Source organism: Massilia alkalitolerans DSM 17462 (assembly GCF_000427785.1).
In the GTDB taxonomy this organism is placed as follows: domain Bacteria; phylum Pseudomonadota; class Gammaproteobacteria; order Burkholderiales; family Burkholderiaceae_D; genus Telluria; species Telluria alkalitolerans.
In genome coordinates this window covers 102,901-127,125 of record NZ_ATYR01000009.1, presented here as the reverse complement: position 1 = coordinate 127,125, position 24,225 = coordinate 102,901, and the positions used below count along the sequence as shown (strand labels likewise).

The following is a 24,225-nucleotide window of genomic DNA, read 5'->3' as shown; positions in this document are numbered from 1 at the left end:
CCGAGCTGGAATTTGGTGGTTTGATGAAGGTCAAGCACACCCTATTCAAGAGGGCAGTACTTGTGCATGCGTAACGGATAAGGCTTGCCCTGTCTCCGTATGTTCACATGCTGATGTGCGCAGCACGCAAGACACCGCCGTTGACGACGCTGCGGCAAGGGTTCGACCCCATGGCATAGGCCAGGTCGGCCGGGCGGGCAATGTCCCACAGGGCCAGGTCGGCCCGCTTCCCCACTTCCAGCGATCCGATATCCTCGTGCAGGCCGAGGGCGCGTGCGGCGTGGATGGTGGCGCCCAGCAAGGCTTCCTGCGGCGTCAGGCGCCACAGGGTGCAAGCCATGTTCATGGCCAGCAGCAGGGAGGTCATCGGCGAGGTGCCGGGGTTGCAGTCGGTGGCCACCGCCATCGCTACCTTCGCTTCGCGCAGCGCCGCGATCGGCGGCTGCCTGGTCTCGCGCAGGAAGTAATAGGCGCCCGGCAGCAGCACCGCGACCGTGCCCGCGCGCGCCATTGCGTCGATGCCGGCCTGGCTCAGGTATTCGAGGTGGTCGGCCGACAAGCCTCCATGGCGCGCCACCAGTTCGGCGCCCTGCTGGTCGGACAGCTGTTCGGCGTGCAGCTTGACCGGCAGCTTCAGCGCACGTGCGGCAAGGAAGATGCGCTCGGTCTGCGCATGGGTGAAGCCGATCCGTTCGCAGAAGGCGTCCACCGCGTCGACCAGCCCTTCCTGCGCCAGCTGCGGCAGCATGCGTTCGCACACTTCAGTCACATAATCGTCGGGCCGGCCAGCGAATTCCGGCGGCAGCGCATGGGCGCCCAGGAAGGTGGTGACCACCCGCACCGGCAGGCGCTCGGCCACTGCGCGCGCGGCGCGCAGCATGCGCGCCTCGGCGTCCAGCGCCAGGCCGTAGCCCGACTTGATCTCGAGCGTCGTGACGCCCTCGCACAAGAGCCTGGCCACGCGCGGCAGGCTTTGCCCCAGCAGCGCCGCGACGTCGGCTTCGCGCGTGGCGCGCACCGTGGACATGATGCCGCCGCCCTGGCGCGCGATGTCTTCGTAGCTGGCGCCGTTCAGGCGCGCTTCCCATTCGTTGCTGCGGTTGCCGGCGTGGACGACGTGAGTGTGGCAGTCGGCCAGGCCCGGCGTCATCCAGGCGCCGCCGCAGTCGTGTTCCGCGGTGGCCGGCGGCGCATCGCGGCGCGCGCCGAGCCAGGCGATGCGGCCATCCTTCACGGCCAGCGCGGCGTCAGGCATCTCGCCGTAGCCGTCCACGGCGGTAGGCACCATCGTGGCCAGATTCACGTTGGTGAACAGCAGGTCCACAGCGTCACTCATAGCTTTCTTCGTCTTCTTCCTCGTGGTACCAGACGTCCACGATGTAGATCATGCCCTGCCCCGCTTCTAGACGCCAAGTCGAGCCGGGCTCCAGCACCACCGCGTCGTAACGCACCATGCCGATACGCTCGTTTTCGTTGCGCAGCTCGAGGGCGTCGCCCTCCGCCAGGAACAGCACGGTCACGTCGGCGCGCGCCACGAATGTGGACGATGCGGTGGAATCGCCCGACAGCCGCCGGCGGCCGAAGGTGTGGTAGCAGCGTTCGCTGCGCGTCATGGCATTGAAGTCGGTGCTGCCGCCGCGGCTGAGTTTCGCGATGACCTGCGAGCTGCCGTCGAAGGCCACCACCGGCTCGGTATCGGTCACCAGGGTCGGCTCGCCGTCGATTTCGAGCGTCATGCCGTGGCCCTCGACCAGGGCCAGCGTACGGTCCACGCCGGGGAAGGCCGAGAAGGCGCCATCCTTCTCGATGGTGGCCAGGCTCACGCGCCAGTCGAAGTCCTCGAAACCGGAGTCCGGCGGCCCGATGGCGATTTCGGTCGTGCTGCCGCCGCCGTTCTTCCACAGCACCGGCGACAGTCCAGCGAATGGGATCAGTACGGTCATTGGCTCACCTCACGCAATTCGTTCATGGCCTGGCGGTAGCGCTGCGTGACTGCCTCCTGCGCCACGTGGCGTCCGCCTTGCACCACCCAGCGCCCGCCGCACAGCACGTCGCGCACCAGGTTGTCGTTACCGCAGAACAGGAAGCGGCCGAGCACGTCCTCGTCCCCCACACCGTCCAGGTTCGGATGGCTCCCGTCCAGCACCAGGAGGTCGGCGCGCAGGCCTTGCGCGAGCGCGCCCACCTTGCGGCCGGCCGCCTGGGCGCCGCCGCGCAAGGCAGTCTGCCACAAGTACTGGCCGACGTCGCGCTGTTGACGTGTGAATGCAATATTGCGGCGCTGGTGGACCAGCCGCTGGCCATACTCCAGCCAGCGCAGCTCCTCGACCGGGCTTTGCGATACGTGGCTGTCGCTGCCGATGCCGAAGCGGCCGCCCAGCCCGATGTAGGCCTGCAGCGGGAACAGGCCGTCGCCGAGGTTGGCTTCGGTGCTCGGGCACAGGCCGGCGACGGCGCCGCTCTTCGCGATCGCCGCCACCTCGGCATCGTTCAGGTGGGTCGCATGCACCAGGCACCAGCGTTCGTCGAGCCCGACCTGCTCCACCAGGTACTCGACCGGACGCCGGCCGCTGAAGGCGATGCTCTGCTCGACTTCCGGCATCTGCTCGGCGATGTGGATGTGCAGCGGACGCCCGGCCGGCAGGCCGGCCGCCAGCTCGCGCACCTGCGCGATGCTGGCCGCGCGCAGCGAATGCGGCGCGGCGCCGACTTCCAGCTGGCCGCCGCGCAGGGGCTGGAGCGCCTCGACGATCCTGAGGATATCGTCGACGCCGGTGCGGAAGCGCCGCTGCTCCGGACGCAAAGGCTGCTCGCCGAAGCCGGCATGGCTGTACAGCACCGGCAGCAGGGTCAGGCCCATGCCGGTGGCCTGGCCGGCGGCAGCCACGCGCTCGGCGGTTTCGGCCGGTCGTGCATAGGCTTCGCCATCCGGCCCCCGCTGCAGGTAGTGGAACTCGCACAGCGAGGTATAGCCATGGCGCAGGCATTCCACGAACAGCTGGGCGGCGATGGCCTCGATCTGCTCGGGCGTGATGCTGGCGGCGAAGCGGTACATCAGGTCGCGCCAGGTCCAGAAGCTGTCCGGACCCTCGCCGGCACGCTCGGTCAGCCCGCCCAGCGCGCGCTGGAAGGCGTGCGAGTGCAGGTTGACCATGCCCGGCAAGACGTAGTCGGCGCGCGCCACGCCCAGGGGCGGCGCGGCCTGCGCGTCGACCCGGGTCAGGTCGCCCTGCGCATCCCATTCGAGCAGCACGTCGCGCTGCCAACCATCCGGCAGCAGCGCATGGCGGGCGAACAGGGCTCTCATGCACGCACCCACGTCACTGCAGCACCGATCATGTCCCGCAGCAGCGGCTGGACTTGCGCCGCCACCTCAGGACGATAGTCGAACGGGGCTTGTTCGTTCATGTACAGGCACTGGCACATCTCGAGCTGGATCGCGTGCACGCCCTGCTCCGGCTGGCCATACTTGCGGGTGATGTGGCCGCCCTTGAAGCGGCCGTTGACCGCGATGCTGAAGCGGTCCTGGGCGCGGGCGACGCCCACCACGGCCTGTTCCAGTCCGGGAGCGCAGGACTTGCCCTCGGCGGTGCCGAAATTCAGGTCAGGCAGGCGGCCTTCGAAAAAGCGCGGCACGATCGAAGCGATCGAATGCGCGTCCCACAGCACCACGCTGCCGAATTCACGTCTCAGGCGGTCCAGCTCCGCGCGCAACTGCTCGTGGTAGGGCATCCAGTAGCGCTCCAGGCGGCGCCGCACCTCGCCTTCGTCCGGCGTCTTGCCCGGCAGGTAGAGGCTCTCGCGGCCGAAGGTGTCGACCGGGCACAGCCCCGTGGTGTCCATGCCGGGATACAGGTTGGTGTTCTCGGGTGGGCGGTTCAGGTCGATCAGGTAGCGCGACCAGCGCGCCGAGATGGTCGACACGCCCATCTCTTCCAGGAAGCCGTACAGTTCCGGCAGGTGCCAGTCGGTGTCCGCGCGCGCCGTGGCGCAGGGCGCCATGCTGCCTGCGACTTCGTCCGGGATGTCGGTGCCCGCATGGGGCATCGACACGAGCATGGGAAGCCTGCCTGCCTTGAACCGGAAATCCATTGCCTCTCCTGATTGGTAGTTACGGATGCAGAACGGTGAACAATTCCTTGCAGGACGCCGACAGTTCGCCGTTCACGACCATCAGGCGCGCGGCCTCGATGTCCGGGGCGAAGAAGCGGTCGGCATCGTAGGGGGCGACGCGCGCGCGCAGCTGGGCGTGCACGTGCTCGAGGTGCTCGGAGCTCTTCAAGGGGCGGTGGAATTCGATGCCCTGCGCCGCCGCCAGCAGCTCGATGCCCACGATCACGGAAGTATTGTGCGCCATCTGGTCCAGGCGCCGCGCCGCGAAGGTGGCCATGCTGACGTGGTCTTCCTGGTTGGCCGAGGTCGGCAGGCTGTCGACGCTGGCCGGATGGGCCAGCGACTTGTTTTCCGAGGCCAGCGCGGCGGCGGTGACGTGGGCGATCATGAAGCCCGAATTCAGGCCCGGTTCCTTCACCAGGAAGGCCGGCAGGCCGGACAGGTTGGCGTCGATCAGCAGCGCGATGCGGCGTTCCGACAGCGCGCCGACTTCGGCGATGGCCAGCGCCAGCGTGTCGGCGGCAAAGGCGACCGGTTCGGCGTGGAAGTTGCCGCCTGAGATGATTGCACCATCCTCGGGGAACAGCAGCGGGTTGTCGGTGACGGCGTTCGCCTCGATCAGCAGGGTGCGGCCGGCATTGGCGATCAGGTCCATCGCCGCGCCCATCACCTGCGGCTGGCAGCGCAGGCTGTACGGGTCCTGCACGCGCTCGTCGCCCACCAGGTGCGAGGCGCGGATGGCGCTGCCCGCCACCAGCTCGCGGTAGATGGCGGCTGCCGCGATCTGGCCCGGCTGGCCGCGCACCGCGTGGATGCGTGGGTCGAACGGGGCGTCGCTGCCGCGCGCGGCATCGACCGACAGGGCGCCGGCCACCATGCCCGCTTCCAGCACGCGCTCGGCCATGAACAGGCCGTGCAGGGCCAGCGCGGTCGAGACCTGGGTGCCGTTGATCAGGGCCAGGCCCTCTTTCGCCGCCAGGGTCACCGGCTCGATGCCGGCGGCGCCCAGCGCCTGCCTGGCGTCCATCAGTTCGCCTTTGTAACGCACCGGGCCGACGCCCAGCATGGCGAGGGTCATGTGCGCCAGCGGCGCCAGGTCGCCCGAGGCGCCGACCGAGCCTTGCGAGGGAATCGCCGGCATGATGCCTGCGTTGTACAGGGCGATCAGGGTCTCGATGATCAGGGGGCGCACGCCGGAATAGCCGCGCGCCAGGCTGCCGATCTTGGTCAGCACGATCAGGCGCACGATGTTGTCGGCGATGAGTTCGCCGGTGCCGACCGCGTGCGACAGGATCAGGTTGCGCTGCAGCGCTTCCAGTTGGTCGTTCGGGATGTGGGCCTTGGCCAGGATGCCGAAGCCGGTGTTGATGCCGTAGGCCGGGTCGCCCTTGGCGGTGATTTGCTGGACCAGGGCACAGGAGGCGTTGACGGCCTGCCAGGCTTCCGGGGCGAGGCTCAGCGGCACGTGGGCGGCCCAGACAGCGCGCAGGTCGCTGAGCGTCAGTTCGCCTGGTTGCAGGGTCAGATGGTGGTGCGAGTCGTTCATGGTGTACTGCCTTACTTGATCATTGGGAGAGTCAGGCCATTGCGCTTGGCCGTCTCGATTGCGCTTTCATAGCCGGCGTCGGCGTGACGCATCACGCCCGAGCCGCTGTCGTTGACCAGCACGCGCGCCAGTCGCTTGGCTGCCGCCTCGGTACCGTCGGCCACGATGACCACGCCCGAGTGCTGCGAATAGCCCATGCCCACCCCGCCGCCATGGTGCAGCGACACCCAGGTGGCGCCGCCGGCCGTGTTCAGCAGGGCATTCAGCAGCGGCCAGTCGGACACCGCGTCGGTACCGTCGCGCATGGCTTCGGTCTCGCGGTTCGGGCTCGCCACCGAACCGGTGTCGAGGTGGTCGCGGCCAATGACGATGGGTGCCTTCAGCTCGCCCGTGCGCACCATCTCGTTGAAGGCCAGGCCGGCCAGGTGGCGCTCGCCCAGGCCGAGCCAGCAGATGCGCGCCGGCAGGCCCTGGAAGGCGATGCGCTCGCGCGCCATGTCGAGCCAGCGGTGCACCCGCGCGTGCTGCGGGAACAGTTCCTTGATCTTGGCGTCGGTCTTATAAATGTCTTCCGGGTCGCCCGACAGCGCCACCCAGCGGAACGGGCCGCGGCCCTCGCAGAACTGGGGACGGATGTAGGCCGGCACAAAGCCCGGGAAGTCGAAGGCGTCCGCGACGCCCTCGTCCTTGGCCACCTGGCGGATGTTGTTGCCGTAGTCGACCGCGTAGGCGCCCATGGCCTTGAAGTCGAGAATGGCGCGCACATGGGTGGCGCAGGATGCCGCAGCAGCGGACGTCAATCGCGCGTGCTGGGCCGGGTCCTGCTGGGCCGCCTTCCATTCTTCGACCGTCCAGCCGGAAGGCAGGTAGCCGTTGATCAGGTCGTGGGCCGAGGTCTGGTCGGTGACCAGGTCCGGCACCAGGCCGCCCGCGCGTGCACGCCGCACCAGTTCCGGCAGCACGTCGGCGGCATTGCCGAGCAGGCCGATGGAGACCGCTTCGCGCTTGGCGGTGTATTCCTTGATCATCGCCAGCGCCTCGTCGATATCGCGCGCCTGCTTGTCGAGGTAGCGGGTGCGCAGGCGGAAGTCGATGCTGCTCTGCTGGCATTCGATATTCAGCGAGACCGCGCCGGCGAAGGTGGCGGCCAGCGGCTGGGCGCCGCCCATGCCGCCCAGGCCGGCCGTGAGGATCCAGCGGCCCGCCATGTCGCCGCCGAAGTGCTGGCGCCCGGCTTCGGCGAAGGTCTCGTAGGTGCCCTGCACGATGCCCTGGGTGCCGATGTAGATCCAGCTGCCGGCGGTCATCTGGCCGTACATGAACAGGCCCTTGCGGTCCAGTTCATTGAAGTGTTCCCAGTTGGCCCATTTCGGCACCAGGTTGGAGTTCGCCAGCAGCACGCGCGGGGCGTCCGCATGGGTGCGGAACACGCCGACCGGCTTGCCGGACTGGATCAGCAGGGTCTGGTCGTCTTCCAGCTCGCGCAGCGAGGCGAGGATCTGGTCGTAGCATTCCCAGTTGCGCGCGGCGCGCCCGATGCCGCCGTAGACCACCAGTGCCTGCGGGTTCTCGGCCACCTCGTTGTCGAGGTTGTTCTGGATCATGCGGTAGGCGGCTTCGGTCAGCCAGCTCTTGCAGGAAAGTTCGCTGCCGCGCGGGGCGCGGATGACGCGGGTGGGGTCGAAGCGGGGGTCGTGGGGCATCGGTGAGTTCATGGCGGCTCCTGGGTTGGAAATGGTGCGCGCAACAAGGACGCGCACCACGTGCAGCAATGAGTCTAAGTTGTCTATACAACCAAGTCAATCGATTTTGTCAGCCCCTCCGCGCTTACTTTTTGAACACCTGTTTGCCACCCACCCAGGTCTCGAGCACGCCGGTCTTGAAGATGTCGTAAGTCGGCATGCGGAACAGGTCGCGGTCGATCACGATGAAGTCGGCGTGCTTGCCCGGCTCCAGCGAACCCAGGCTGTTTTCCTGGTGGCCGGCGTAGGCCGCATCCAGGGTGAAGCAGCGGAAGGCCTCTTTGAGCGACATGGCCTGATTCGGATACCAGCCGGCCACCGGCTGGCCCGCGTGATCCATGCGGGTGACGGCGGCGTGGATGCCGAAGAAGGGGTTCGGCGACTCCACCGGGAAGTCCGAGCCGCAGGCGATGCGCGAGCCCTGGTGCAGGAAGCTGCGCCAGGCGTAGGCGCCCTTGATGCGTTCCGGGCCGACGCGGGTCTCGGCCATGTTCTTGTCCGAGGTGGCGTGGGTCGGTTGCATCGACGGGATGATGCCGAGCGACTTGAAGCGCGGGATGTCGTCCAGGGTTACCACCTGGGCGTGCTCGATGCGGTGGCGTTGCCCTGCGCTCTTGGTGGCGGCCAGTTCCTTCTTGTAGATGTCGAGGATCTGCTTGTTGCCGGCGTCGCCGATGGCGTGCACGTTGACCTGGTAGCCCTTGCGCATGGCCTTGGTCATCATGGCGTCCATCTGCGCGGTCTTGAAGAACAGCAGGCCGTGCGAATGCGGCTCGTCGCTGTAGGGCTTGAGCAGGGCCGCGCCGCGGCTGCCCAGCGCGCCGTCCGAATACAGCTTGACCGAACGCAGCGCGTACATGCCGTCGGCGTAGTCTTTCAGCGGGCCATTTTTTGCCAATTGGTCAAAATCTTCGCCGGTGCCGCCGATCATGGCATACACGCGCGCGGTCAGCTTCTTCTTGTCCGCGTAGTCGCGGTACAGGCGGTCTTCCGCCACGCCGATGCCGGCGTCGTGTACGGCGGTCAGGCCCATGCGCGCGATTTCCTGCAGCGATTTATCCAGCATGACGCGCCCTTCCGCCTCGGTCTGGGCCGGCATGACCTTGGTCACCAGTTCCTGCGCCGCGTCGACCAGCACGCCGGTGGCTTCGCCATTCGCATCGCGCATGATCTTGCCGCCGGCCGGATCCGGCGTCGATTTCGTGATGCCGGCCAGCGCCAGCGTGCGGCTGTTGGCCCAGCCGGCGTGGCCGTCCACGCGCTCGAGCCAGACCGGGCGATCGGACACGACGGCGTCGAGTTCGGCGGCGGTCGGGAAGCGGCCCAGCTTCCAGTTCTCCTGGTTCCAGCCGCGGCCACGGATCCAGGCATGGTTCGCATTCGCCTTGGCGTAGCCGGCGATCGCCTTGATGGCGCCGTCCAGCGAAGTAGTGCTCGCCAAGTCGAGCTGGGTCAGCTGCTGGCCCAGGCCGAACACGTGGCCGTGGGCGTCGATCAGGCCCGGCAGCACGGTGCGGCCCTGCATGTCCACCTGGCGTGCGCCTTTCGCCTTCGCCGTCACTTCGGCATTGCTGCCCACCGCCGTGATGCGTCCCTTGCCGTCGAAGGCGAGCGCGCTGAACTGCACCAGCTCGCCCTTGGCGTTCAGGGTGTAGCCATTGGCGTTGGTGATGACGGTGTCGGCGTGGGCCGACCCGAGGACGCCGAGGCCGGCGAGGACAAGGATGGAACTGAACAGCCGGGAAGACAGGGGGATCTGGCGCGCGCGCATGCTTATCTATTCTCCGTTTTTATGATGGTCCGCGCCTCGTGGGCGCAGCACGGAGAGTGTATAGAAAATCAAGGCACGGGCATAGCCGCTCTAGCCTGCATCGTGAAAGATGATCCCCAGGGTGTGCCGCAGGCCGCGCCGCAGCCGGCTGACGCCGTGGCGCATCGCCACCCGGTACACCCCGCGCGTGCCCTGCACCGGGCGCTGGTTCACGGCAAACACGACCGCATCGCCCTGGCCGAGGGGCACCACCTCGGCGCGCGACTGCATGCGTGGGCGCTGCTCCGTCAGTACGAACTCGCCGCCCTCGAAGTCGACGCCAGGCCGCGACAGCAGCACCGCCACCTGCAGCGGGAACACCAGTTCTCCGTACAGGTCCTGGTGCAGGCAGTTGTAGTCGCCTTCGCGGTAGCGCAGCAGCAGCGGCGTGGGTTTGCCCTGGCCGGCCGCGTGGCAGCGCGCCAGGAAGTCCGCATGCGCGGGCGGGAAGCGCGCCTCGACGCCCAGCTGCGCATGCCAGCGGTTGGCGATGCCGGCCAGCGGCGGATACAGCGTGCTGCGCAAGGCGTCGAGCGGCGCCGGCAGCGGATACGCGAAATACTGGTACTCGCCGCGCCCGAAGCCGTGCTGCTGCATCACGACGCGGCTGCGAAACAGCGCCGGCCGCTCGTACAAGGCGGCAGCGGCCTCGCAGTCCCGCGGCGCCAGCAGCCCGGGAATCACGGCGCAGCCGAAGGCGTCCAGCTCTCCGGCCACGCGCTCCCAATCGATCTCCTTCACTGGCCCGCCTCGCGGTCGAGCAGCGTGCGCTTGCGCTCGATCCCCCAGCGGTAGCCGGACAGGGCGCCATCTAGCCGCACCACGCGGTGGCAGGGAATCGCCACCGCCACCGGGTTGGCCGCGCAGGCCCCCGCGATCGCGCGTGCCGCCGTCGGCATGCCCAGGCGTTCGGCCAGTTCGCTGTAGCTGACGGTGGAGCCGGCAGGAATCGCGCGCAGCGCTTCCCATACGCGGCGCTGGAAGGCGGTGCCGCGCACGTCGAGCGGCAGGTCGAGGCCGAGGCGCGGCGCCTCCACGAAGCCGATCACCTGGGCCACCGTGCGTTCGAACTCGGCTTCCGCCCCTCTGAGTTCGGCCTGCGGAAAACGTTCCTGCAGGTCGCGCACCAGCGGTTCCGGCTCGTCGCCGATCAGGATCGCGCAGATGCCGCGCTCCGTACTGGCCACCAGGATGGCGCCGAGCGAGCATTGCGCGACGGCGAAGCGGATGGTCTCGCCCTGCCCGCCCGCGCGGTAGCGGCCTGGCGTCATGCCCAGCAGCCCGGTACTGGCGTCGTAGAAGCGCCCGCTCGAGCCGAAGCCGGCTTCGTACAGGGCCTCGGTCACGCTGGGCGCCGCCCCCAGGCCCTGCTGCAGGCGTGCGCCGCGCCGCGCGCTGGCATAGGCTTTCGGCGTGACGCCGGTATGCGCCTTGAAGACGCGGTGGAAGTGGAAGCGGCTCATGCCCACCGCCTGCGCCAGGCTGTCGAGGTCGGGGGCGTCTTGCGCTTCGTCGATCAGGCGGCAGGCCTGCGCCACCGCGGCCGCCTGGCGCTGCGCCAGCGGCGGCTGGTCCGGCCGGCAGCGCAGGCAGGCCCGGAAGCCCGCGGCCTCGGCCTCAAGCGGGCTGGCGTGGAAGGCCACGTTGGCGCGCAGCGCGCCGCGCGAGGGGCAGGAGGGCCGGCAGTACACGCCGGTGCTGCGCACGGAATAGGTGAACTGGCCGTCGGCGTCGCGGTCGCGGCGCTGCACGGCGGCCCAGCGCGCCTCGTCGGTATCAAAGATGCTGGTCATGGCGGTCATGGTGAAGTCCCGGTTCGATAAGTATGGGGTCAGCCTAGCCGCCTGGCGGCCGCGGGGCACTCCGGGTATTGCTTTCGAATTGCGATGCTAGAATTTGGTGTCGGCGGCTGCATGCCGCTTCAAACCTTCCCGGAGAGTAGTTTGGAAGAACCGATCACGCAAGACAGCACCCCCATTTTCCAGCGCATCAAGGATTACCTGGTCGGCGAGATCGCCTCCGGCCGCTGGAAGGAAGGCGACCTGGTGCCCTCCGAGCAGGCGCTGGTGCGCCAGTTCGGCGTCTCGCGCATGACCGTCAACCGGGCGGTGCGCGAGCTCACCGCCGAGCAGGTGCTGACCCGGCGCCAGGGTTCCGGCACCTATGTCGCGCCGCAGAAGTACCAGGCCACCCTGGTCGAGATCCGCAATATTGCCGACGAGATCCGCGCGCGCGGCCGCGCCCACCGCAGCCACCTGCGCCTGCTGCGCGCCGAGATCGCCACCGACGAGCTGGCGGCCGAGTTCGAACTGGCACCTGGCGCCACGCTCTACCATTCGATCATCGTCCACTTCGAGAACGACGTGCCGATCCAGGTCGAAGACCGCTGGGTCAACCCGGAATGCGCGCCGCGCTACCTGGACCAGGACTTCAGCGCCATCACCCCGAACGAGCACCTGATGGCGGCCGCGCCGCTGCAGGGCGCCAGCTACACCATCGAAGCCCAGCCGGCGCCGGGCGAGGTGGCGCCGATGCTGGCGATCGGCGCAGGCCAGCCCTGCCTGTTGCTGCACCGCCGTACCACCTCGGGCGGACGGGTCGCCTCGGTGGCCACGATGTGGCATCCTGGCCACTTGGCGCGGTTTACCGGCAGCGTTTGAGGCCGAAGCTGTTCAATATCTGCACGGAACTGGAAAAATTCGCCATAATGGCTCCCTTCCGAATGCCGCCCATCTTCCCCGCATGAAGCCGCCCTCTTCGCCCGCACCGCATGCCGCACCACGCCGCGTGCTGCTGCTCGACGACGACCGCTTCATGCTCGACGTGCTGCGCGAGATGCTCGACATGGTCGACGAGACTGGCGGCAGCGGCCGCTTCGACGTCCATGCCGAGTGGGACGCGCGGCGCGCGCTGGCGGCCCTGCCGCGCCATGCGCCGGATTTCCTGATCTGCGACCTGGCGATGCCGGAAATGGACGGCATCGAGTTCCTGCAGGCCGCGGCCGGCCAGGGATTCAGCGGCCGGGTGATCCTGGTGTCGGCGCTGGAAGACGGTGTGCGCGACGCCGCCACCGAGCTGGCGCGCGCCCTCGGGCTGCGGGTGGCGGGCGCCTTCCGCAAGCCGCTGGCGATCGAGCAGCTGCGCCTTGCGGTGCAATGTTGAGATTTTGTACAAACCGGTCCACACTTTTTGAAAAAATGGGGTATTATTCGGCACATCCCCGCCTGACACCCCCTGCCGTTTTTCCATATTGAATTTTGCACACAGTGCCTCCACCATTGTGTAGCAGCTAATTATTTGATGAGAAGCGCGATGAGCAGTACGCGCAGGCCGGCGGGACCACGCCGGATCGGCACAGGCCGCCAGGCGTAACTTGATCCTTACCTCTTTTGAGGAACATATGAGCGAAAACATTAAACACATCACCGATGCAAACTTCGATGCCGAAGTGCTCAAGTCCGAGCAACCGGTCCTGGTCGACTTCTGGGCCGAGTGGTGCGGCCCGTGCAAGATGATTGCACCGATCCTGGAAGAAGTCGCCCAGCAGTACGCTGGCAAGCTGGTGGTGGCCAAGGTCGACGTCGACGCCAACCAGGCCGTACCGGCCCAGTTCGGCATCCGCGGCATCCCAACCCTGATCCTGTTCAAGAACGGGGAAGCGGCTGCGCAAAAAGTCGGCGCCATGGCCAAGGGCCAGCTGGTTCAGTTCATCGACAGCAATATCTGATACTGCTACCATGAGCGGCGGCAGCGCGCCCGCGCTGCCGTCATTGTCGGGAAGCAAACCGGCTCCGGTGCTTCCAACTTAATAAACCCACGTAGTTCCCTCCCCTACCTTTACTTTCCCGTCACGGGACACCCACACAAACATGCATTTATCTGAACTGAAGGCAATGCACGTCTCCGCGCTGCTGGAGATGGCAATCGGCCTCGACATCGACAACGCAGCCCGCCTGCGCAAACAGGAACTGATGTTCGCGATCCTGAAGAAACGCGCCAAGCAGGGCGAACAGATCTTCGGCGACGGCGCCCTCGAAGTCCTGCCGGACGGCTTCGGCTTCCTGCGCTCGCCGGACGCCAGCTACATGGCCTCGACCGACGACATCTACATCTCGCCGTCGCAGATCCGCCGGTTCAACTTGCATACGGGTGACTCGATCGAAGGCGAAGTGCGTACGCCGAAGGACGGCGAGCGCTACTTCGCGCTGGTGAAGGTGGACAAGGTCAACGGCGAATCGCCGGAAGCCTCGAAGCACCGCATCCTGTTCGAAAACCTGACCCCGCTGCACCCGAACGAGCCGCTGCGCCTCGAGCGCGACATGAACGGCGCCGAGAACATCACCGGCCGTATCGTCGACCTGATCTCGCCGATCGGCAAGGGCCAGCGCGGCCTGCTGGTCGCTTCGCCGAAATCGGGCAAGTCGGTCATGCTGCAGCACATCGCCCACGCGATCACCGCCAACCACCCTGACGTGACCCTGATCGTCCTCCTGATCGACGAGCGTCCGGAAGAAGTGACCGAGATGCAGCGTTCGGTGCGTGGCGAAGTGGTCGCCTCGACCTTCGACGAACCGGCCACCCGCCACGTGCAGGTCGCCGAGATGGTGCTGGAAAAGGCCAAGCGCCTGGTCGAGATGAAGAAGGACGTCGTGATCCTGCTCGACTCGATCACCCGCCTGGCGCGCGCCTACAACACCGTGATCCCGGCCTCGGGCAAGGTGCTGACCGGTGGTGTCGACGCCAACGCCCTGCAGCGTCCGAAGCGCTTCTTCGGCGCGGCGCGTAACGTCGAGGAAGGCGGCTCGCTGACCATCGTCGCCACCGCCCTGATCGAGACCGGCTCGCGCATGGACGACGTCATCTATGAAGAATTCAAGGGCACCGGCAACATGGAAGTGCACCTCGAGCGCCGCCTGGCCGAGAAGCGCGTCTATCCGGCGATCAACCTGAACAAGTCGGGCACCCGCCGCGAGGAACTCTTGATCAAGCCGGACCAGCTGCAAAAAATCTGGATCCTGCGCAAGCTGCTGTACTCGATGGACGAGATCGAGGCGATGGAGTTCATTCTCGACAAGATGCGCGCGACGAAGAACAATGTCGAATTCTTTGACATGATGCGCCGCGGCGGTTAATCACCGACCTTGCATCGCGCGAATCGGGCGGCCTGCGGGCCGCCCTTTTTCTTGCCGGGAGCGCCGAGGCGGCTTATAATCGCCGGTTCAGTCCACCCCTGGCAAGTGATCGGCAATCGGGTCAAGAAGCAGGACGACCGACGAAGTGCCGTTTGGCTACCAACTATAGAGAAAGCAATCCATGAAGACCGATACCCACCCGAATTACCGCGAAGTCCTGTTCCACGACGTGTCCTGCGACTTCAAGTTCATCACCCGTTCGACCATCAACACCCGCGAAACCGCTACCCACGAAGGTAAAGAATACCCGCTGGTCAAGATCGAAGTCTCGGCTGAATCGCACCCGTTCTACACCGGCAAGCACAAGATCGTCGACACCGCTGGCCGCGTCGAGAAGTTCCGCCAGAAGTTCGGTTCGGTCGGTTCGAAGACCGCGGTCGCCAACGGCTAATTTGTCCGGGCACCACGCAAGCATCGGGTCCGCAGGGCCCGAAGTTGCCAGAAAAGAAGCCGGTATCCCCGGCTTCTTTTTTTTCGCGGCTATACTACGCGACTATTCTTTCCCGCTGCACTGAACGATGAAACCCGTCCGCCTTCCCGCTGCCGCCACACTGGCACTGCCCCGCTGGGCCCTGCTCGCGCTGGGCATGCTGTACATCCTGCCGGGCCTGATCGGCCGCCACCCGTGGAAGGAAGACGCCGGCCCCTTCGGCATCATGTGGACGATGGCGCACGGCGGCATCGACGACTGGCTGTACCCGAACATCGCCGGCCTGGCAGCCGCCCAGGAAGGCCCGCTGGCCTTCTGGCTCGGCGCGCTGTGCATCAAGCTGTTCGGCTGGATCCTGGGCGACGTGCTGGCCGCGCGCGTCTCCACCATCGGCATCTTCGTCACCGGCGCCATGTCGCTCTGGTACACCGCCTTCCACCTGGGCCGCCGCGCCGAAGCGCAGCCGCTACGCCTGGCCTTCGGCGGCCAGCCCGAGCCCGACGACTACGGCCGCACGCTGGGCGACACCGCGGTGCTGATCTACCTCGGCTGCCTGGGCCTGCTCGTGCAGAGCCACCTGACCCTGGCCGCCACCCTGCAGGGCGCCCTGCTCGCCTATTTCCTGTACCGCGCGGTGCGCTACGTCGAGACCTCCTCGACCCGCAATGCCGTGCTGGTCGGCCTGTCGCTGGGCGCCCTGGCCCTCACGCGCGGCATCGTGGTGCCGGCGGTGCTGGTGCTGGCGCTGTACGCCTGCACCCGCTACCTGAAGCTGGCGACCCGCGACAGCCTGCGCCACCTGGCCATCGCGGCAGGTGTCGGATTTCTTATCACCCTGGCCTGGATCGTGCCGGCCGCGCTGGTCCAGCCCTACGGCCTGTCGCCGGTCGGCGAATGGCTGGACTGGAATGCCGGCCAGTTCGCGCTGCCCAGCCTGGCCTCGCTGAAGGGCTTCTTCCGCATCGGCGTCTGGTTCTTCTGGCCGGCCTGGCCGTTCGCCCTGTGGGCGATCTGGGCCTGGCGCCGCCAGCAGCACCTGCTGCACATCGTGATGCCGGTGATGTTCTTCGTCGCCCTCGCGCTGCTGCTGCTGTGCGACCCGGAGCCGGAAAACAGCGACTTCCTCAAGATGCTGGCGCCGCTGGCGCTGATGGCAGCCTTCGGCCTGCCGACCATGAAGCGCGGCGCGATCAATGCGATCGACTGGTTCTCGGTGATGGTGCTGACCATGCTGGGCGCGCTGGTGTGGCTGTTCTGGATCGCCAAGCTCACCGGCTGGCCGGCCCAGCTGGCCAAGAACGCGCTCAAGCTGGTGCCGGGCTTCAAGCCGGAAGTCGGCATCATCGCCTTCCTGGTGGCCGCCGCGACCAGCGTCGGCTGGATCATGCTGGTCCACTGGCGCCTGTCGCGCCAGCCCTCGGTGCTGTGGCGTGCGGTGGTGCTGTCATCGGGCGGCCTGATCCTGCTGTGGGTGCTCCTGATGACCCTGTTCCTGCCGGACCTCAACTACAGCAAGAGCTACGCCGGCGTGGCCCAGCAGATCGCGGCGACCCTGCCGCATGACGCGGACTGCATCGAAACCAATGTGAATCCGGCCCAGCGCGCGTCGCTGGCCTATTTCGGCCGGCTGCCCTTCACCACGCTGGCGGGCGGGCGCTGCAACTATGTCCTGCTCCAGGACAGCATCAAGAACCGCGACGACGACAAGCTGGCGCGCCGCTACGGCGTGCGCGGCAGCACCGTGCTGTGGGAAGGCCGGCGCGCCTCCGACCGCGACGAACGCTTCCGGCTGCTCCAGCGCAGCCGCTGATTCCTCCCTCCTGACTGTTTCCTTGCAGGCCGCCGGCATTCCAGCCGGCGGCCTTTTTCGTTCTGGCACGATTCCTGCATCTCTTTCACCGGTGCGCAGCACACCAGCCTGATGTGAGAACCTATGTATGCAAGATAGCGCGCTTGAGCGGAGTCAACTGCCCCGTAAGCTAGACCGGCACAATGAAACAGGTCGTTTTTTGTTGCCATACGGGCGCAACCGATCGAGCAGCGCTGCGAGGAGATACCATGAAAAGCGTTACCTTTTCGGAAATTGTTCGTATTCGCGAGCGGCCGTTCTTCCTGCGTTGCCCCGCTACCTGGCGGCAGCTGTTCCCGTGGGTCCTCACCATGGCAGTCGGCCTGCCGCTGCTGATGCTGGTGCTGCACCTCATCGACCCGGAAACCCCGCTGCCCTTCATCGTGCTGCCGGCGCTGGTCGGTGGACTGATGCCGGTGGCCATGATGGGCCCGGGAAGCTTCGAGATGCGCACCCGCTTCGATGCCCACCACATGATCAGCACGCTCGACGAAGCGCTGGTCTCGCTGGGCTACCGGCGCACCAGGTCCGATGCCGACCGCATCAGCTACTTCCGCCCGCTGCCCTGGCTGCGCGGCCGCGAGGGCTCGATCGAAGTGGCGGTGCAGCCGCACACGCTGCAGGTGGTGGGCCCGGTAGGCAGCCTGAGGCTGCTGCAGCAGCGCATTTCCTGCTGATTGTGTGGGCAGCGGCGTCGCTACAGGCCGCTACCGGCCCGTAACAGGCGTCCTCGCCGCAATACTTTCGCCGGTGCTGGTCATCCGTGCAATCGATGTGCTAAGATGCGCGCCTGCTATTGGGCCTCTGTGGCGGAATTGGTAGACGCACTTGACTCAAAATCAAGCGCCGAAAGGCGTGCCGGTTCGATTCCGGCCGGAGGCACCACCCCACCAGCATGGCAGTGACATTGACCTGCCCCTCGTTTTTCCCCGACATTTCCGTCGGAATAATTTACACCTCACAATCCTCTGCCACCGGCCAGGCCATGCGGGCGCGCATTACGGCTGTTTGATCGGCCCACCCCAGTTCTCATAGCTGCGCTCGATACGCCGCGCCGTACCATCCCGCCCCATGGCCTCGAAGGCCGCGTTCAGCCGCTCCACGACCGCATCCGGCACCCCGGGATTGCAAGCCAGGTAGAGTTCGATCCGGTTGAACACCAAGAGCGGCACGATTTTCTTGTCATAGCCGTAGCGGGTCAGGATGGTGCTGCCGGTGCGCAGGCTGGCGGCCCACAGGTCGATGCGGTCGAGCAGCAGCTTGCCGGCGTTGGCCAGGTCTTCATTCGCGGCGTCGACACGGAAGCCCCGCGCCCGCAGGTAGGCATCGCGGGCGTCGCCGTTGTAGGTGCCGATGCGCAGGCCGCGCGCATCCTCGAGGCTACGCAGCGTCAGCTTGCTGTCGGCGCGCGCCAGCATCACCCATTCGGCCACCGCGGTCGGCCCCACCCATTTGAACAGGTTTTCCCTCTCCGGCGTACGCGAAGTCGAGTACACGCAGGCATCCGGGCGTTGCTGCGCAGCCAGGTAGGCGCGCTTCCAGGGCAGCAGTTCGATGCTGTAGTCGACGCCGGCGCGCTGCATGGCTTCGCGCACCTTGTCAGTGGCGATGCCGGTCACGCGCGTGCCCTCCAGCATGCTCGACGGCGCCGAGGTCTCGGTCGTGATGTAGAGCCGCGGCCGGGCCGCAGGCGCCGTCCCGACGGCGGCATTGGCGGCGCTGGCGGCGGCGCCGGCAACAGCGAGTGCTATCGCGAGAATTCGAGTAAGCAAGGTTCTTCCCTGGCTGGATCGCCTGCGCATTGCGCTATCCACACGCACTTGTATTGATTTATCAATGCAGAGTAGCACTACAGGGAATTTTTCCGCAATGCATGTCGGTACAGTAGCCGTGGGGGTGGCGCCTGCGCTACAGAAATACGGGTCAAACCCGCATGATGCCTACCTTCAACGAGACTTTCCCACGCGAAAATGAGATACTGCTGAGACCTTTCCCGGGCGCTTTTCACTGCCCAATCACCGCAAAAGCCGCCCCCATGCTGCAATTATTTTCAGTTCCGGACGATCCGTCGCTGCTCACCTTTGGCGTCTATGAACTGCGCTTTGTCCTGCTGTCGGTCCTGATCGCCATTTTCTCGTCCTGGATGGGCTTGCAGATCGCCGGCCAGGCGGCCGCCAGCCGCAGCCACCGCGCGCTCGTGCTCGGCAGCGGCAGCCTGGCCCTCGGCGCCGGCGTCTGGGCCATGCACTTCATCGGCATGCTGGCATTTAACCTGTGCACGCCGATCACCTATGACCCGATGACCACCATCCTGTCGGCGCTGCCCAGCATCGGCGCCTCGGCGGTGGCCTTGTCGCTGATTTCGCGCCAGCGTCTCGGCCCGGTCGGCCTGCTGGTCGGTGGCGTGCTGGTCGGCGCCGGCATCGGCGCCATGCATTATTCCGGCATGGCCGGCATGCAGATGCGCCTGCAGCTGCGCTATGACCCGGCCATGTTCGCCCTGTCGATCGTGGTGGCGGTGGTGCTCGCCACGCTGGCGCTGGGCGTGCGCTTCGGCCTGAAGCGCTTCCGCTCGCTGAGCGAATCGCGCCGCCTGCTGCTGGCCGCCATCGTGATGGGCTGCGCCATCGCCGGCATGCACTACACCGGCATGGCCGCCGCGCGCTTCGTCGGCCAGGCCGACCCGGCCGGCATGGGCTCCTCGAACAGCGACTTCCTGGCGCTCGCCATCTCGCTCATCACCATGGTCTTTACCGGCCTGGTGGTCGCGGCCAACGGCCTGCTGCGCTACCGCATGATGTTCCTCGAGCTGCGCCGCAGCGAAGCCTGGATGCGCGCCCTGCTCACCACCACGGTGGACGGCGTGATCACGATCGCGCGCAACGGCACCATCACCGAATTCAACGCCTCGGCCGAGCGCATCTTCGGCTGGCGGCGCGAGGAGATCGTCGGCCGCAGCGCCAGCCTCCTGATCGCCGATGACGACGCGCCCTCGCACGACGGCCTGCTGGGCCTGATCACCGAAGGATTTACCCCGGCGATGTCGGGCAGCAGCGAAATCATGGGCAAGCGCAAGGATGGCAGCCTGGTGCCGATCCGCCGCGCCATCGGCCATGCGCGCCTGGACAAGCAGGACCTGTTCGTCTGCTTCATCACCGACATCAGCGAGCGCCGCGCGATCATGCAGGCGCTGCATGCCAGCGAAGCGCAGTTCCGTTCCCTGATCGCCAACATCCCCGGCATTTCCTTCCGCTGCACGCTGGAAGGCCAATGGCCGATGGTCTTCATCAGCGACGCGGTCGAACGCGTCACCGGCTACCCGGCCGCCGACTTCCTGGGCGACCATCCGCGCCGCCTGTTCGGCACCCTGATCCACGCGACCGACCGCGTGCGCGTGAACGAAGAACTGGAAGCCGCGCTGCGCGAAGACCGCCCCTACCTGGTCGAATACCGCCTGCTGCACAAGGACGGCAGCGTGCGCTGGCTGTGGGAAAACGGCAGCGGCGTGCGCGACGACGAAGGCACGGTCACCTGGCTCGACGGGGTCATCCTCGACATCACCGAGCGCCGCCAGATGGAAGACGCGCTGCGCGACGCCAAGGACAAGGCCGAGCAGGCCGCCGCCGCGCGCGCCACCTTTGTCGCCAACATGAGCCACGAGATCCGCACGCCGATGAATTCGATCCTCGGCTTCACCGACGTCCTGCTCGACGGTGAGCTGAACAAGGAACAGCGGCGCCACCTCGACACCATCCGCAGCGCCGGCCGCGCGCTGCTGCGCCTGCTCAACGAGATCCTCGACACCGCCAAGCTGGAAAAGGGCGCGGTGGAGCTGGAGCAGAACGACTACAACCTGCTGTCCCTGATCGACGAGCTGTCGTCCACGCTGGCCGCGAATGCGCGCGCCAAGGGCCTGCACCTCGACATCCACTACGATCCGGCGCTGCCGACCGGCCTGCGCGGCGACGAGCTGCGGGTGCGCCAGGTGCTCACCAACCTGCTCGACAACGCGATCAAGTTCACCGAGAAAGGCAGCGTGACCCTGCGCGTGCGTGCCGAGGGCGACCAGCTGTGCATCATCGTCAGCGACACCGGCATCGGCATCGCGCCGGAACGCCTGCAGGCGATCTTCGATCCCTTCACCCAGGCCGACGCCTCGATGACGCGCCGCTTCGGCGGCACCGGCCTGGGCACCACCATCAGCAAGCAGCTGGTCGAGCTGATGGGCGGGAAGATCTGGGCCGAGAGCGAACTCGGCAAGGGCACCAGCTTCCACGTGCATCTGCCGCTGGTGCTGGCACGCTTCGCGCAGCAGGCGCCGCGCGTGCGCAGCGCCGCGGTGCTGCCGCCGCTGCGCGTGCTGGCCGCCGACGACGTGCCGCAGAACCTGGAGCTGCTGCAGCTCCTGATGGCGCGCCGCGGCCACACGCTCACCGCCGTGGCGGATGGCGCCGCGGTGCTGGAGCAGGCCAGGGAAGGCGACTTCGACCTGGTGCTGATGGACTTCCAGATGCCGACCCTCGACGGCCTCTCCGCCACCCGCGCGATCCGTGCCCACGAGGCGGCCACCGGCAAGCGCCGTACGCCGGTGATCGCGATGACCGCCAGCGTGCTGGCCGAGCACCGCCGCGCCAGCGTCGAAGTCGGCATGGACGGCTTCGCCACCAAGCCGGTCGACTGGTTCACGCTGTCGCACGAGATCGCGCGCGTGCTGGGCCTCGACCAGCAGCAGGCGGACAAGGACGCGCTTGCGCTGCCTGCCGCGGCGCGCGAGGTGCTGAACCGCCGCGTCGGCCTGCACCGCTGGGCCGACAAGGCCGACGTGTATGCCGAGGCGCTCGATCACTTCGGCCGCCAGTACGCCGACCTGGCCACCACGCTGAAGATGCACGCGGCGGGCGGCTCGCACCAGCAGCTGCGCATGCTGGCGCACAAGGTGCGCGGCGTGGCCGCCAACGTCGGTCTGGAACAGCTGTCCGACGCGCTGTCCAGGCTCGAGCAGGCCACCAACACCGTCCCGACCGACGAGCGCGAGGCCGCCCAGGCGCTGGAAACCGCCAGCGCCGCCTTGGGCGACGCGCTGGCCGCGATCCGCGCCGGCAGCCCGCAGCCGACCGTGGCACCCGAAGCGGCGCCCTATGACCTGGCGCGCGCGCGCCGCGCCGGCGGCGTGCTGCTGCAGGCGCTGCGCCGCGGCGCCCTCGACGATGCCGCCCTGTCCGGCCTGGTGGCGGCGCTGGCCGGCCATCCGGTGGCGCCGCGCGTGGCCCAGATCCAGGGCGCGATCGGCGACTTCGAGTTCGACTCCGCCCTGGAACAGCTGGAGGCCGTGATGGCCACGCTGGGCGAATAAGGAATAGTTTTTCAGGATTGACGAGCATGACCCAACCGAACAACCGGCCGCTGATCCTCGCGGTCGACGACGAAGCCAGCAACCTGCAGCTGCTGCGCCAGATCCTGCAGGACCACTACCGCCTGCTGTTCGCCAAGGACGGCGCGCGCGCGCTCGAGCTGGCGCGCCAGGAAGCCCCCGACCTGGTGCTGCTGGACGTGATGATGCCGGGGATGTCCGGCTACGAAGTGTGCGCCTCGCTCAAGGCGAACCCGGATACCGCGGCGATTCCCGTGATCTTCGTGACCGCGCTCACCGACACCGCCGACGAGCTGGAAGGCTTCGAAGCCGGCGCGGTCGACTACATCACCAAGCCGGTGAGTCCGCCGATCGTGCGCGCTCGCGTGCGCACCCACCTGTCGCTGGTGCGCATGGAGGAGCTGCGCGCGACGCGCCTGGAAATCGTCCAGCGTCTCGGCCTGGCCGCCGAATACAAGGACAACGAGACCGGCCTGCACGTGATCCGCATGAGCCACTTCTCGCGCATTCTCGGCATCGCGGCGGGCATGAGCGAAGTGGAAGCGGACGACCTGCTGCACGCCGCGCCGATGCACGACGTGGGCAAGATCGGCATCCCGGACCGCATCCTGCAGAAACCCGGGCCGCTCGATCCGGACGAATGGAAGGTGATGCAGAGCCACGTGACGATCGGCGCCGAGATCATCGGCGAGCATGGCGGCGGCATGCTGGCGCTGGCCTCGCAGATCGCGCTGACCCACCACGAGAAGTACGACGGCAGCGGCTACCCGAACGGCCTGCGCGGCGAGGACATCCCGCTGGTCGGTCGCATCGTGGCGATCGCCGACGTGTTCGACGCGCTGACCTCGAAGCGGCCATACAAGAAGGCCTGGACAGAGGATGAAGCGCTGACCTTCCTGCGCGAGCAGAAAGGGCGCCATTTCGATCCGGCGCTGGTCGACCTGTTCATCGAACAGATGCCGGCGGTGCGGGCGGTGCAGCAGCGCTGGGCTGAGGCTTAAACTATCGCGTCGGCGGCACGCCCGCCAGCCCCACGCTCCCGCGCGCATTCGCGGTGGCCTTGCGCGCCACCAGCTCCTTGTACAGGTCGGTGTAGTTGGCCGCCATCTGCTCCGAGGTGAACAGCTCGTGGTAGCGCTGTTCCGCGCGCACGCCCATGCGGCGCGCCATCTCGGTGTCGTTCCACAGCGCCTGCAGCGCGCCGCGCAGCGCTGCGGCGTCGGAGGGCGGCACCACCAGCCCGGTCTCGCCATGCTGGTTGATGTAGGTGGTGCCGCTGCCGATCTCGCAGGAGATCATCGGTTTGCCGTACATCGCCGCTTCCAGCAGCGAGATACCGAAGGATTCCGCCCGCAGGTGCGAGGGGAAAGCCATCGCATGGCACAGGCTCAGGAGCGCCGCCTTGTCGGCGTCGTCGACGCCGCCGGTGAAGATCACGTGCTTCAGGCCGAGACGCGCCGCCTGCTCGCGCAATGCCTGCTCTTCCGGTCCGGTGCCGACGATCACGATCGGGTAATCCAGGCCGCGCGCCGCCTCCAGCAGGACATGCAGGCCCTTGTAGTAGCGCAGCACGCCGACGAACAGGAAGAACTTCGGGCCGACCTTGGCGCGCCAGTGCGCCAGGCGGCACGGCTCGACGTGCGGATAGGTGGACTTGTCCAGGCCGTAGGTGATGATGCGGGTCTTGTCGCGGTAGCGCTGCAGCACGCTCGAGGAGGCCAGGTAGTTGGGCGAGGCCGCAACCACCGTATCGACACTGTCGAAGAAGCGGTACTTGAGCGGCTGGTACAGGCGCAGCAAGTGCTTCTGGCGCACGATGTCGGCGTGGTAGCTGACCACGGTCGGCTTGTCCACGCGCGCCATGAAATGCGCCAGGTCCATGAAAGGCCACGGGAAGTGGTAGTGCACCACGTCGGCCTCGCGTGCCATGCGCGACAGCGCGCCGATGGCCTGCAGCGAGCAGGCGTTCGAGGCGATCTCGAAGTTTTGCGGCACGCGGTGCACGGTGTGCCCATCGAGCGTATAGGGCGCCAGGTCTTTCTGGCGCGACAGCGACAGCACGGTATTGTTGACGCCCAGGCGCGTCGTGCCGACGCACAGCTGGCGGATCACCTGTTCGATGCCGCCAAGGGAGTCCGGATAGTACGTCTTGTAGAAATGAAGGACACGCAT

General features: G+C 67.2%; 20 protein-coding genes and 1 tRNA gene. 10 read left to right on the top strand and 11 right to left on the bottom strand.

Features of this window, described 5'->3' with window-relative positions; genetic code table 11:
• Positions 1-103: 103 nt before the first annotated feature.
• The 9 genes from hutI to ada all read right to left on the bottom strand — a co-directional run bounded on the left by hutI (position 104) and on the right by ada (position 11,013).
• The gene (gene hutI, locus YWC_RS0111585; RefSeq protein WP_027865518.1) at positions 104-1,336 is read right to left on the bottom strand and encodes an imidazolonepropionase; all 1,233 of its coding nucleotides are present in this window, start codon (positions 1,334-1,336) and stop codon (positions 104-106) included.
• Positions 1,329-1,943 (bottom strand): HutD/Ves family protein, encoded by a 615-nt coding sequence (locus YWC_RS0111580; protein ID WP_027865517.1) that lies wholly within the window; start codon positions 1,941-1,943, stop codon positions 1,329-1,331. Before YWC_RS0111580 ends, hutI begins: the two co-directional genes overlap by 8 nt.
• On the bottom strand, positions 1,940-3,307 hold the full coding sequence (locus YWC_RS0111575; protein ID WP_027865516.1) for a formimidoylglutamate deiminase: 1,368 nt from the start codon (positions 3,305-3,307) through the stop codon (positions 1,940-1,942). The genes YWC_RS0111580 and YWC_RS0111575 overlap by 4 nt, the downstream gene beginning before the upstream one ends.
• Entirely contained in the window at positions 3,304-4,092 is a 789-nt protein-coding gene (hutG, locus tag YWC_RS0111570; RefSeq protein WP_027865515.1) for an N-formylglutamate deformylase, read from the bottom strand. The genes YWC_RS0111575 and hutG overlap by 4 nt, the downstream gene beginning before the upstream one ends.
• Positions 4,093-4,111: 19 nt before the next feature.
• The gene (gene hutH, locus YWC_RS0111565; protein WP_027865514.1) at positions 4,112-5,659 is read right to left on the bottom strand and encodes a histidine ammonia-lyase; all 1,548 of its coding nucleotides are present in this window, start codon (positions 5,657-5,659) and stop codon (positions 4,112-4,114) included.
• An 11-nt stretch (positions 5,660-5,670) separates the two neighbouring features.
• Positions 5,671-7,374 (bottom strand): urocanate hydratase, encoded by a 1,704-nt coding sequence (gene hutU, locus YWC_RS0111560; protein ID WP_027865513.1) that lies wholly within the window; start codon positions 7,372-7,374, stop codon positions 5,671-5,673.
• A gap of 112 nt (positions 7,375-7,486) precedes the next feature.
• A complete protein-coding gene (locus YWC_RS0111555; RefSeq protein WP_027865512.1) occupies positions 7,487-9,172 on the bottom strand; it encodes an amidohydrolase in 1,686 nt (561 codons plus the stop codon).
• Between the two features lie 90 nt (positions 9,173-9,262).
• Positions 9,263-10,000, bottom strand: coding sequence for a 2OG-Fe(II) oxygenase (locus YWC_RS0111550; protein WP_084416406.1), 738 nt, complete (start codon positions 9,998-10,000; stop codon positions 9,263-9,265).
• Complete coding sequence (ada, locus tag YWC_RS0111545) at positions 9,949-11,013, bottom strand: bifunctional DNA-binding transcriptional regulator/O6-methylguanine-DNA methyltransferase Ada (RefSeq protein WP_027865510.1); 1,065 nt, start codon at positions 11,011-11,013, stop codon at positions 9,949-9,951. Before ada ends, YWC_RS0111550 begins: the two co-directional genes overlap by 52 nt.
• A 141-nt stretch (positions 11,014-11,154) precedes the next feature.
• Here ada and hutC point away from each other — a divergent pair, with 141 nt between their 5' ends.
• The 8 genes from hutC to YWC_RS0111505 all read left to right on the top strand — a co-directional run bounded on the left by hutC (position 11,155) and on the right by YWC_RS0111505 (position 17,567).
• Positions 11,155-11,871: a histidine utilization transcriptional repressor HutC gene (gene hutC / locus YWC_RS0111540; protein WP_027865509.1), complete on the top strand. Its 717-nt coding sequence runs from the start codon at positions 11,155-11,157 to the stop codon at positions 11,869-11,871.
• Positions 11,872-11,953: 82 nt separating this feature from the next.
• Positions 11,954-12,373, top strand: a complete 420-nt coding sequence (locus tag YWC_RS0111535; protein ID WP_027865508.1) for a response regulator — start codon at positions 11,954-11,956, stop codon at positions 12,371-12,373.
• 238 nt (positions 12,374-12,611) lie between these two features.
• A complete protein-coding gene (trxA, locus tag YWC_RS0111530) occupies positions 12,612-12,938 on the top strand; it encodes a thioredoxin TrxA (RefSeq protein ID WP_027865507.1) in 327 nt (108 codons plus the stop codon).
• Positions 12,939-13,080: 142 nt separating this feature from the next.
• Positions 13,081-14,343 (top strand): transcription termination factor Rho, encoded by a 1,263-nt coding sequence (rho, locus tag YWC_RS0111525; RefSeq protein WP_005665081.1) that lies wholly within the window; start codon positions 13,081-13,083, stop codon positions 14,341-14,343.
• A 181-nt stretch (positions 14,344-14,524) separates the two neighbouring features.
• On the top strand, positions 14,525-14,794 hold the full coding sequence (locus YWC_RS0111520) for a type B 50S ribosomal protein L31 (RefSeq protein WP_027865506.1): 270 nt from the start codon (positions 14,525-14,527) through the stop codon (positions 14,792-14,794).
• 127 nt (positions 14,795-14,921) lie between these two features.
• Positions 14,922-16,643: an ArnT family glycosyltransferase gene (locus YWC_RS0111515; protein WP_027865505.1), complete on the top strand. Its 1,722-nt coding sequence runs from the start codon at positions 14,922-14,924 to the stop codon at positions 16,641-16,643.
• 248 nt (positions 16,644-16,891) lie between these two features.
• Positions 16,892-17,359, top strand: coding sequence for a hypothetical protein (locus YWC_RS0111510; RefSeq protein WP_027865504.1), 468 nt, complete (start codon positions 16,892-16,894; stop codon positions 17,357-17,359).
• 123 nt (positions 17,360-17,482) lie between these two features.
• Positions 17,483-17,567, top strand: a tRNA-Leu gene (locus YWC_RS0111505).
• A gap of 113 nt (positions 17,568-17,680) precedes the next feature.
• Here YWC_RS0111505 and YWC_RS0111500 read toward each other — a convergent pair.
• Positions 17,681-18,454: a substrate-binding periplasmic protein gene (locus YWC_RS0111500; RefSeq protein ID WP_229413081.1), complete on the bottom strand. Its 774-nt coding sequence runs from the start codon at positions 18,452-18,454 to the stop codon at positions 17,681-17,683.
• Between the two features lie 263 nt (positions 18,455-18,717).
• Here YWC_RS0111500 and YWC_RS0111495 point away from each other — a divergent pair, with 263 nt between their 5' ends.
• On the top strand, positions 18,718-22,035 hold the full coding sequence (locus tag YWC_RS0111495) for an MHYT domain-containing protein (RefSeq protein WP_027865502.1): 3,318 nt from the start codon (positions 18,718-18,720) through the stop codon (positions 22,033-22,035).
• Between the two features lie 26 nt (positions 22,036-22,061).
• Positions 22,062-23,054: an HD-GYP domain-containing protein gene (locus YWC_RS0111490; protein WP_027865501.1), complete on the top strand. Its 993-nt coding sequence runs from the start codon at positions 22,062-22,064 to the stop codon at positions 23,052-23,054.
• Between the two features lies 1 nt (position 23,055).
• Here YWC_RS0111490 and YWC_RS29120 read toward each other — a convergent pair whose 3' ends face one another.
• A complete protein-coding gene (locus YWC_RS29120) occupies positions 23,056-24,225 on the bottom strand; it encodes a glycosyltransferase family 4 protein (protein ID WP_051306400.1) in 1,170 nt (389 codons plus the stop codon).

Excerpts from the sequence above, each read along its gene's own strand:
- hutI (WP_027865518.1), bottom strand. The coding sequence starts at position 1,336 with ATGAGTGACGCTGTGGACCTGCTGTTCACCAACGTGAATCTGGCCACG.
- YWC_RS0111580 (WP_027865517.1), bottom strand. The coding sequence starts at position 1,943 with ATGACCGTACTGATCCCATTCGCTGGACTGTCGCCGGTGCTGTGGAAG.
- YWC_RS0111575 (WP_027865516.1), bottom strand. The coding sequence starts at position 3,307 with ATGAGAGCCCTGTTCGCCCGCCATGCGCTGCTGCCGGATGGTTGGCAG.
- hutG (WP_027865515.1), bottom strand. The coding sequence starts at position 4,092 with ATGGATTTCCGGTTCAAGGCAGGCAGGCTTCCCATGCTCGTGTCGATG.
- hutH (WP_027865514.1), bottom strand. The coding sequence starts at position 5,659 with ATGAACGACTCGCACCACCATCTGACCCTGCAACCAGGCGAACTGACG.
- hutU (WP_027865513.1), bottom strand. The coding sequence starts at position 7,374 with ATGAACTCACCGATGCCCCACGACCCCCGCTTCGACCCCACCCGCGTC.
- YWC_RS0111555 (WP_027865512.1), bottom strand. The coding sequence starts at position 9,172 with ATGCGCGCGCGCCAGATCCCCCTGTCTTCCCGGCTGTTCAGTTCCATC.
- ada (WP_027865510.1), bottom strand. The coding sequence starts at position 11,013 with ATGACCGCCATGACCAGCATCTTTGATACCGACGAGGCGCGCTGGGCC.
- YWC_RS0111535 (WP_027865508.1), top strand. The coding sequence starts at position 11,954 with ATGAAGCCGCCCTCTTCGCCCGCACCGCATGCCGCACCACGCCGCGTG.
- trxA (WP_027865507.1), top strand. The coding sequence starts at position 12,612 with ATGAGCGAAAACATTAAACACATCACCGATGCAAACTTCGATGCCGAA.
- rho (WP_005665081.1), top strand. The coding sequence starts at position 13,081 with ATGCATTTATCTGAACTGAAGGCAATGCACGTCTCCGCGCTGCTGGAG.
- YWC_RS0111520 (WP_027865506.1), top strand. The coding sequence starts at position 14,525 with ATGAAGACCGATACCCACCCGAATTACCGCGAAGTCCTGTTCCACGAC.
- YWC_RS0111515 (WP_027865505.1), top strand. The coding sequence starts at position 14,922 with ATGAAACCCGTCCGCCTTCCCGCTGCCGCCACACTGGCACTGCCCCGC.
- YWC_RS0111510 (WP_027865504.1), top strand. The coding sequence starts at position 16,892 with ATGAAAAGCGTTACCTTTTCGGAAATTGTTCGTATTCGCGAGCGGCCG.
- YWC_RS0111495 (WP_027865502.1), top strand. The coding sequence starts at position 18,718 with ATGCTGCAATTATTTTCAGTTCCGGACGATCCGTCGCTGCTCACCTTT.
- YWC_RS0111490 (WP_027865501.1), top strand. The coding sequence starts at position 22,062 with ATGACCCAACCGAACAACCGGCCGCTGATCCTCGCGGTCGACGACGAA.
- YWC_RS29120 (WP_051306400.1), bottom strand. The coding sequence starts at position 24,225 with ATGCGTGTCCTTCATTTCTACAAGACGTACTATCCGGACTCCCTTGGC.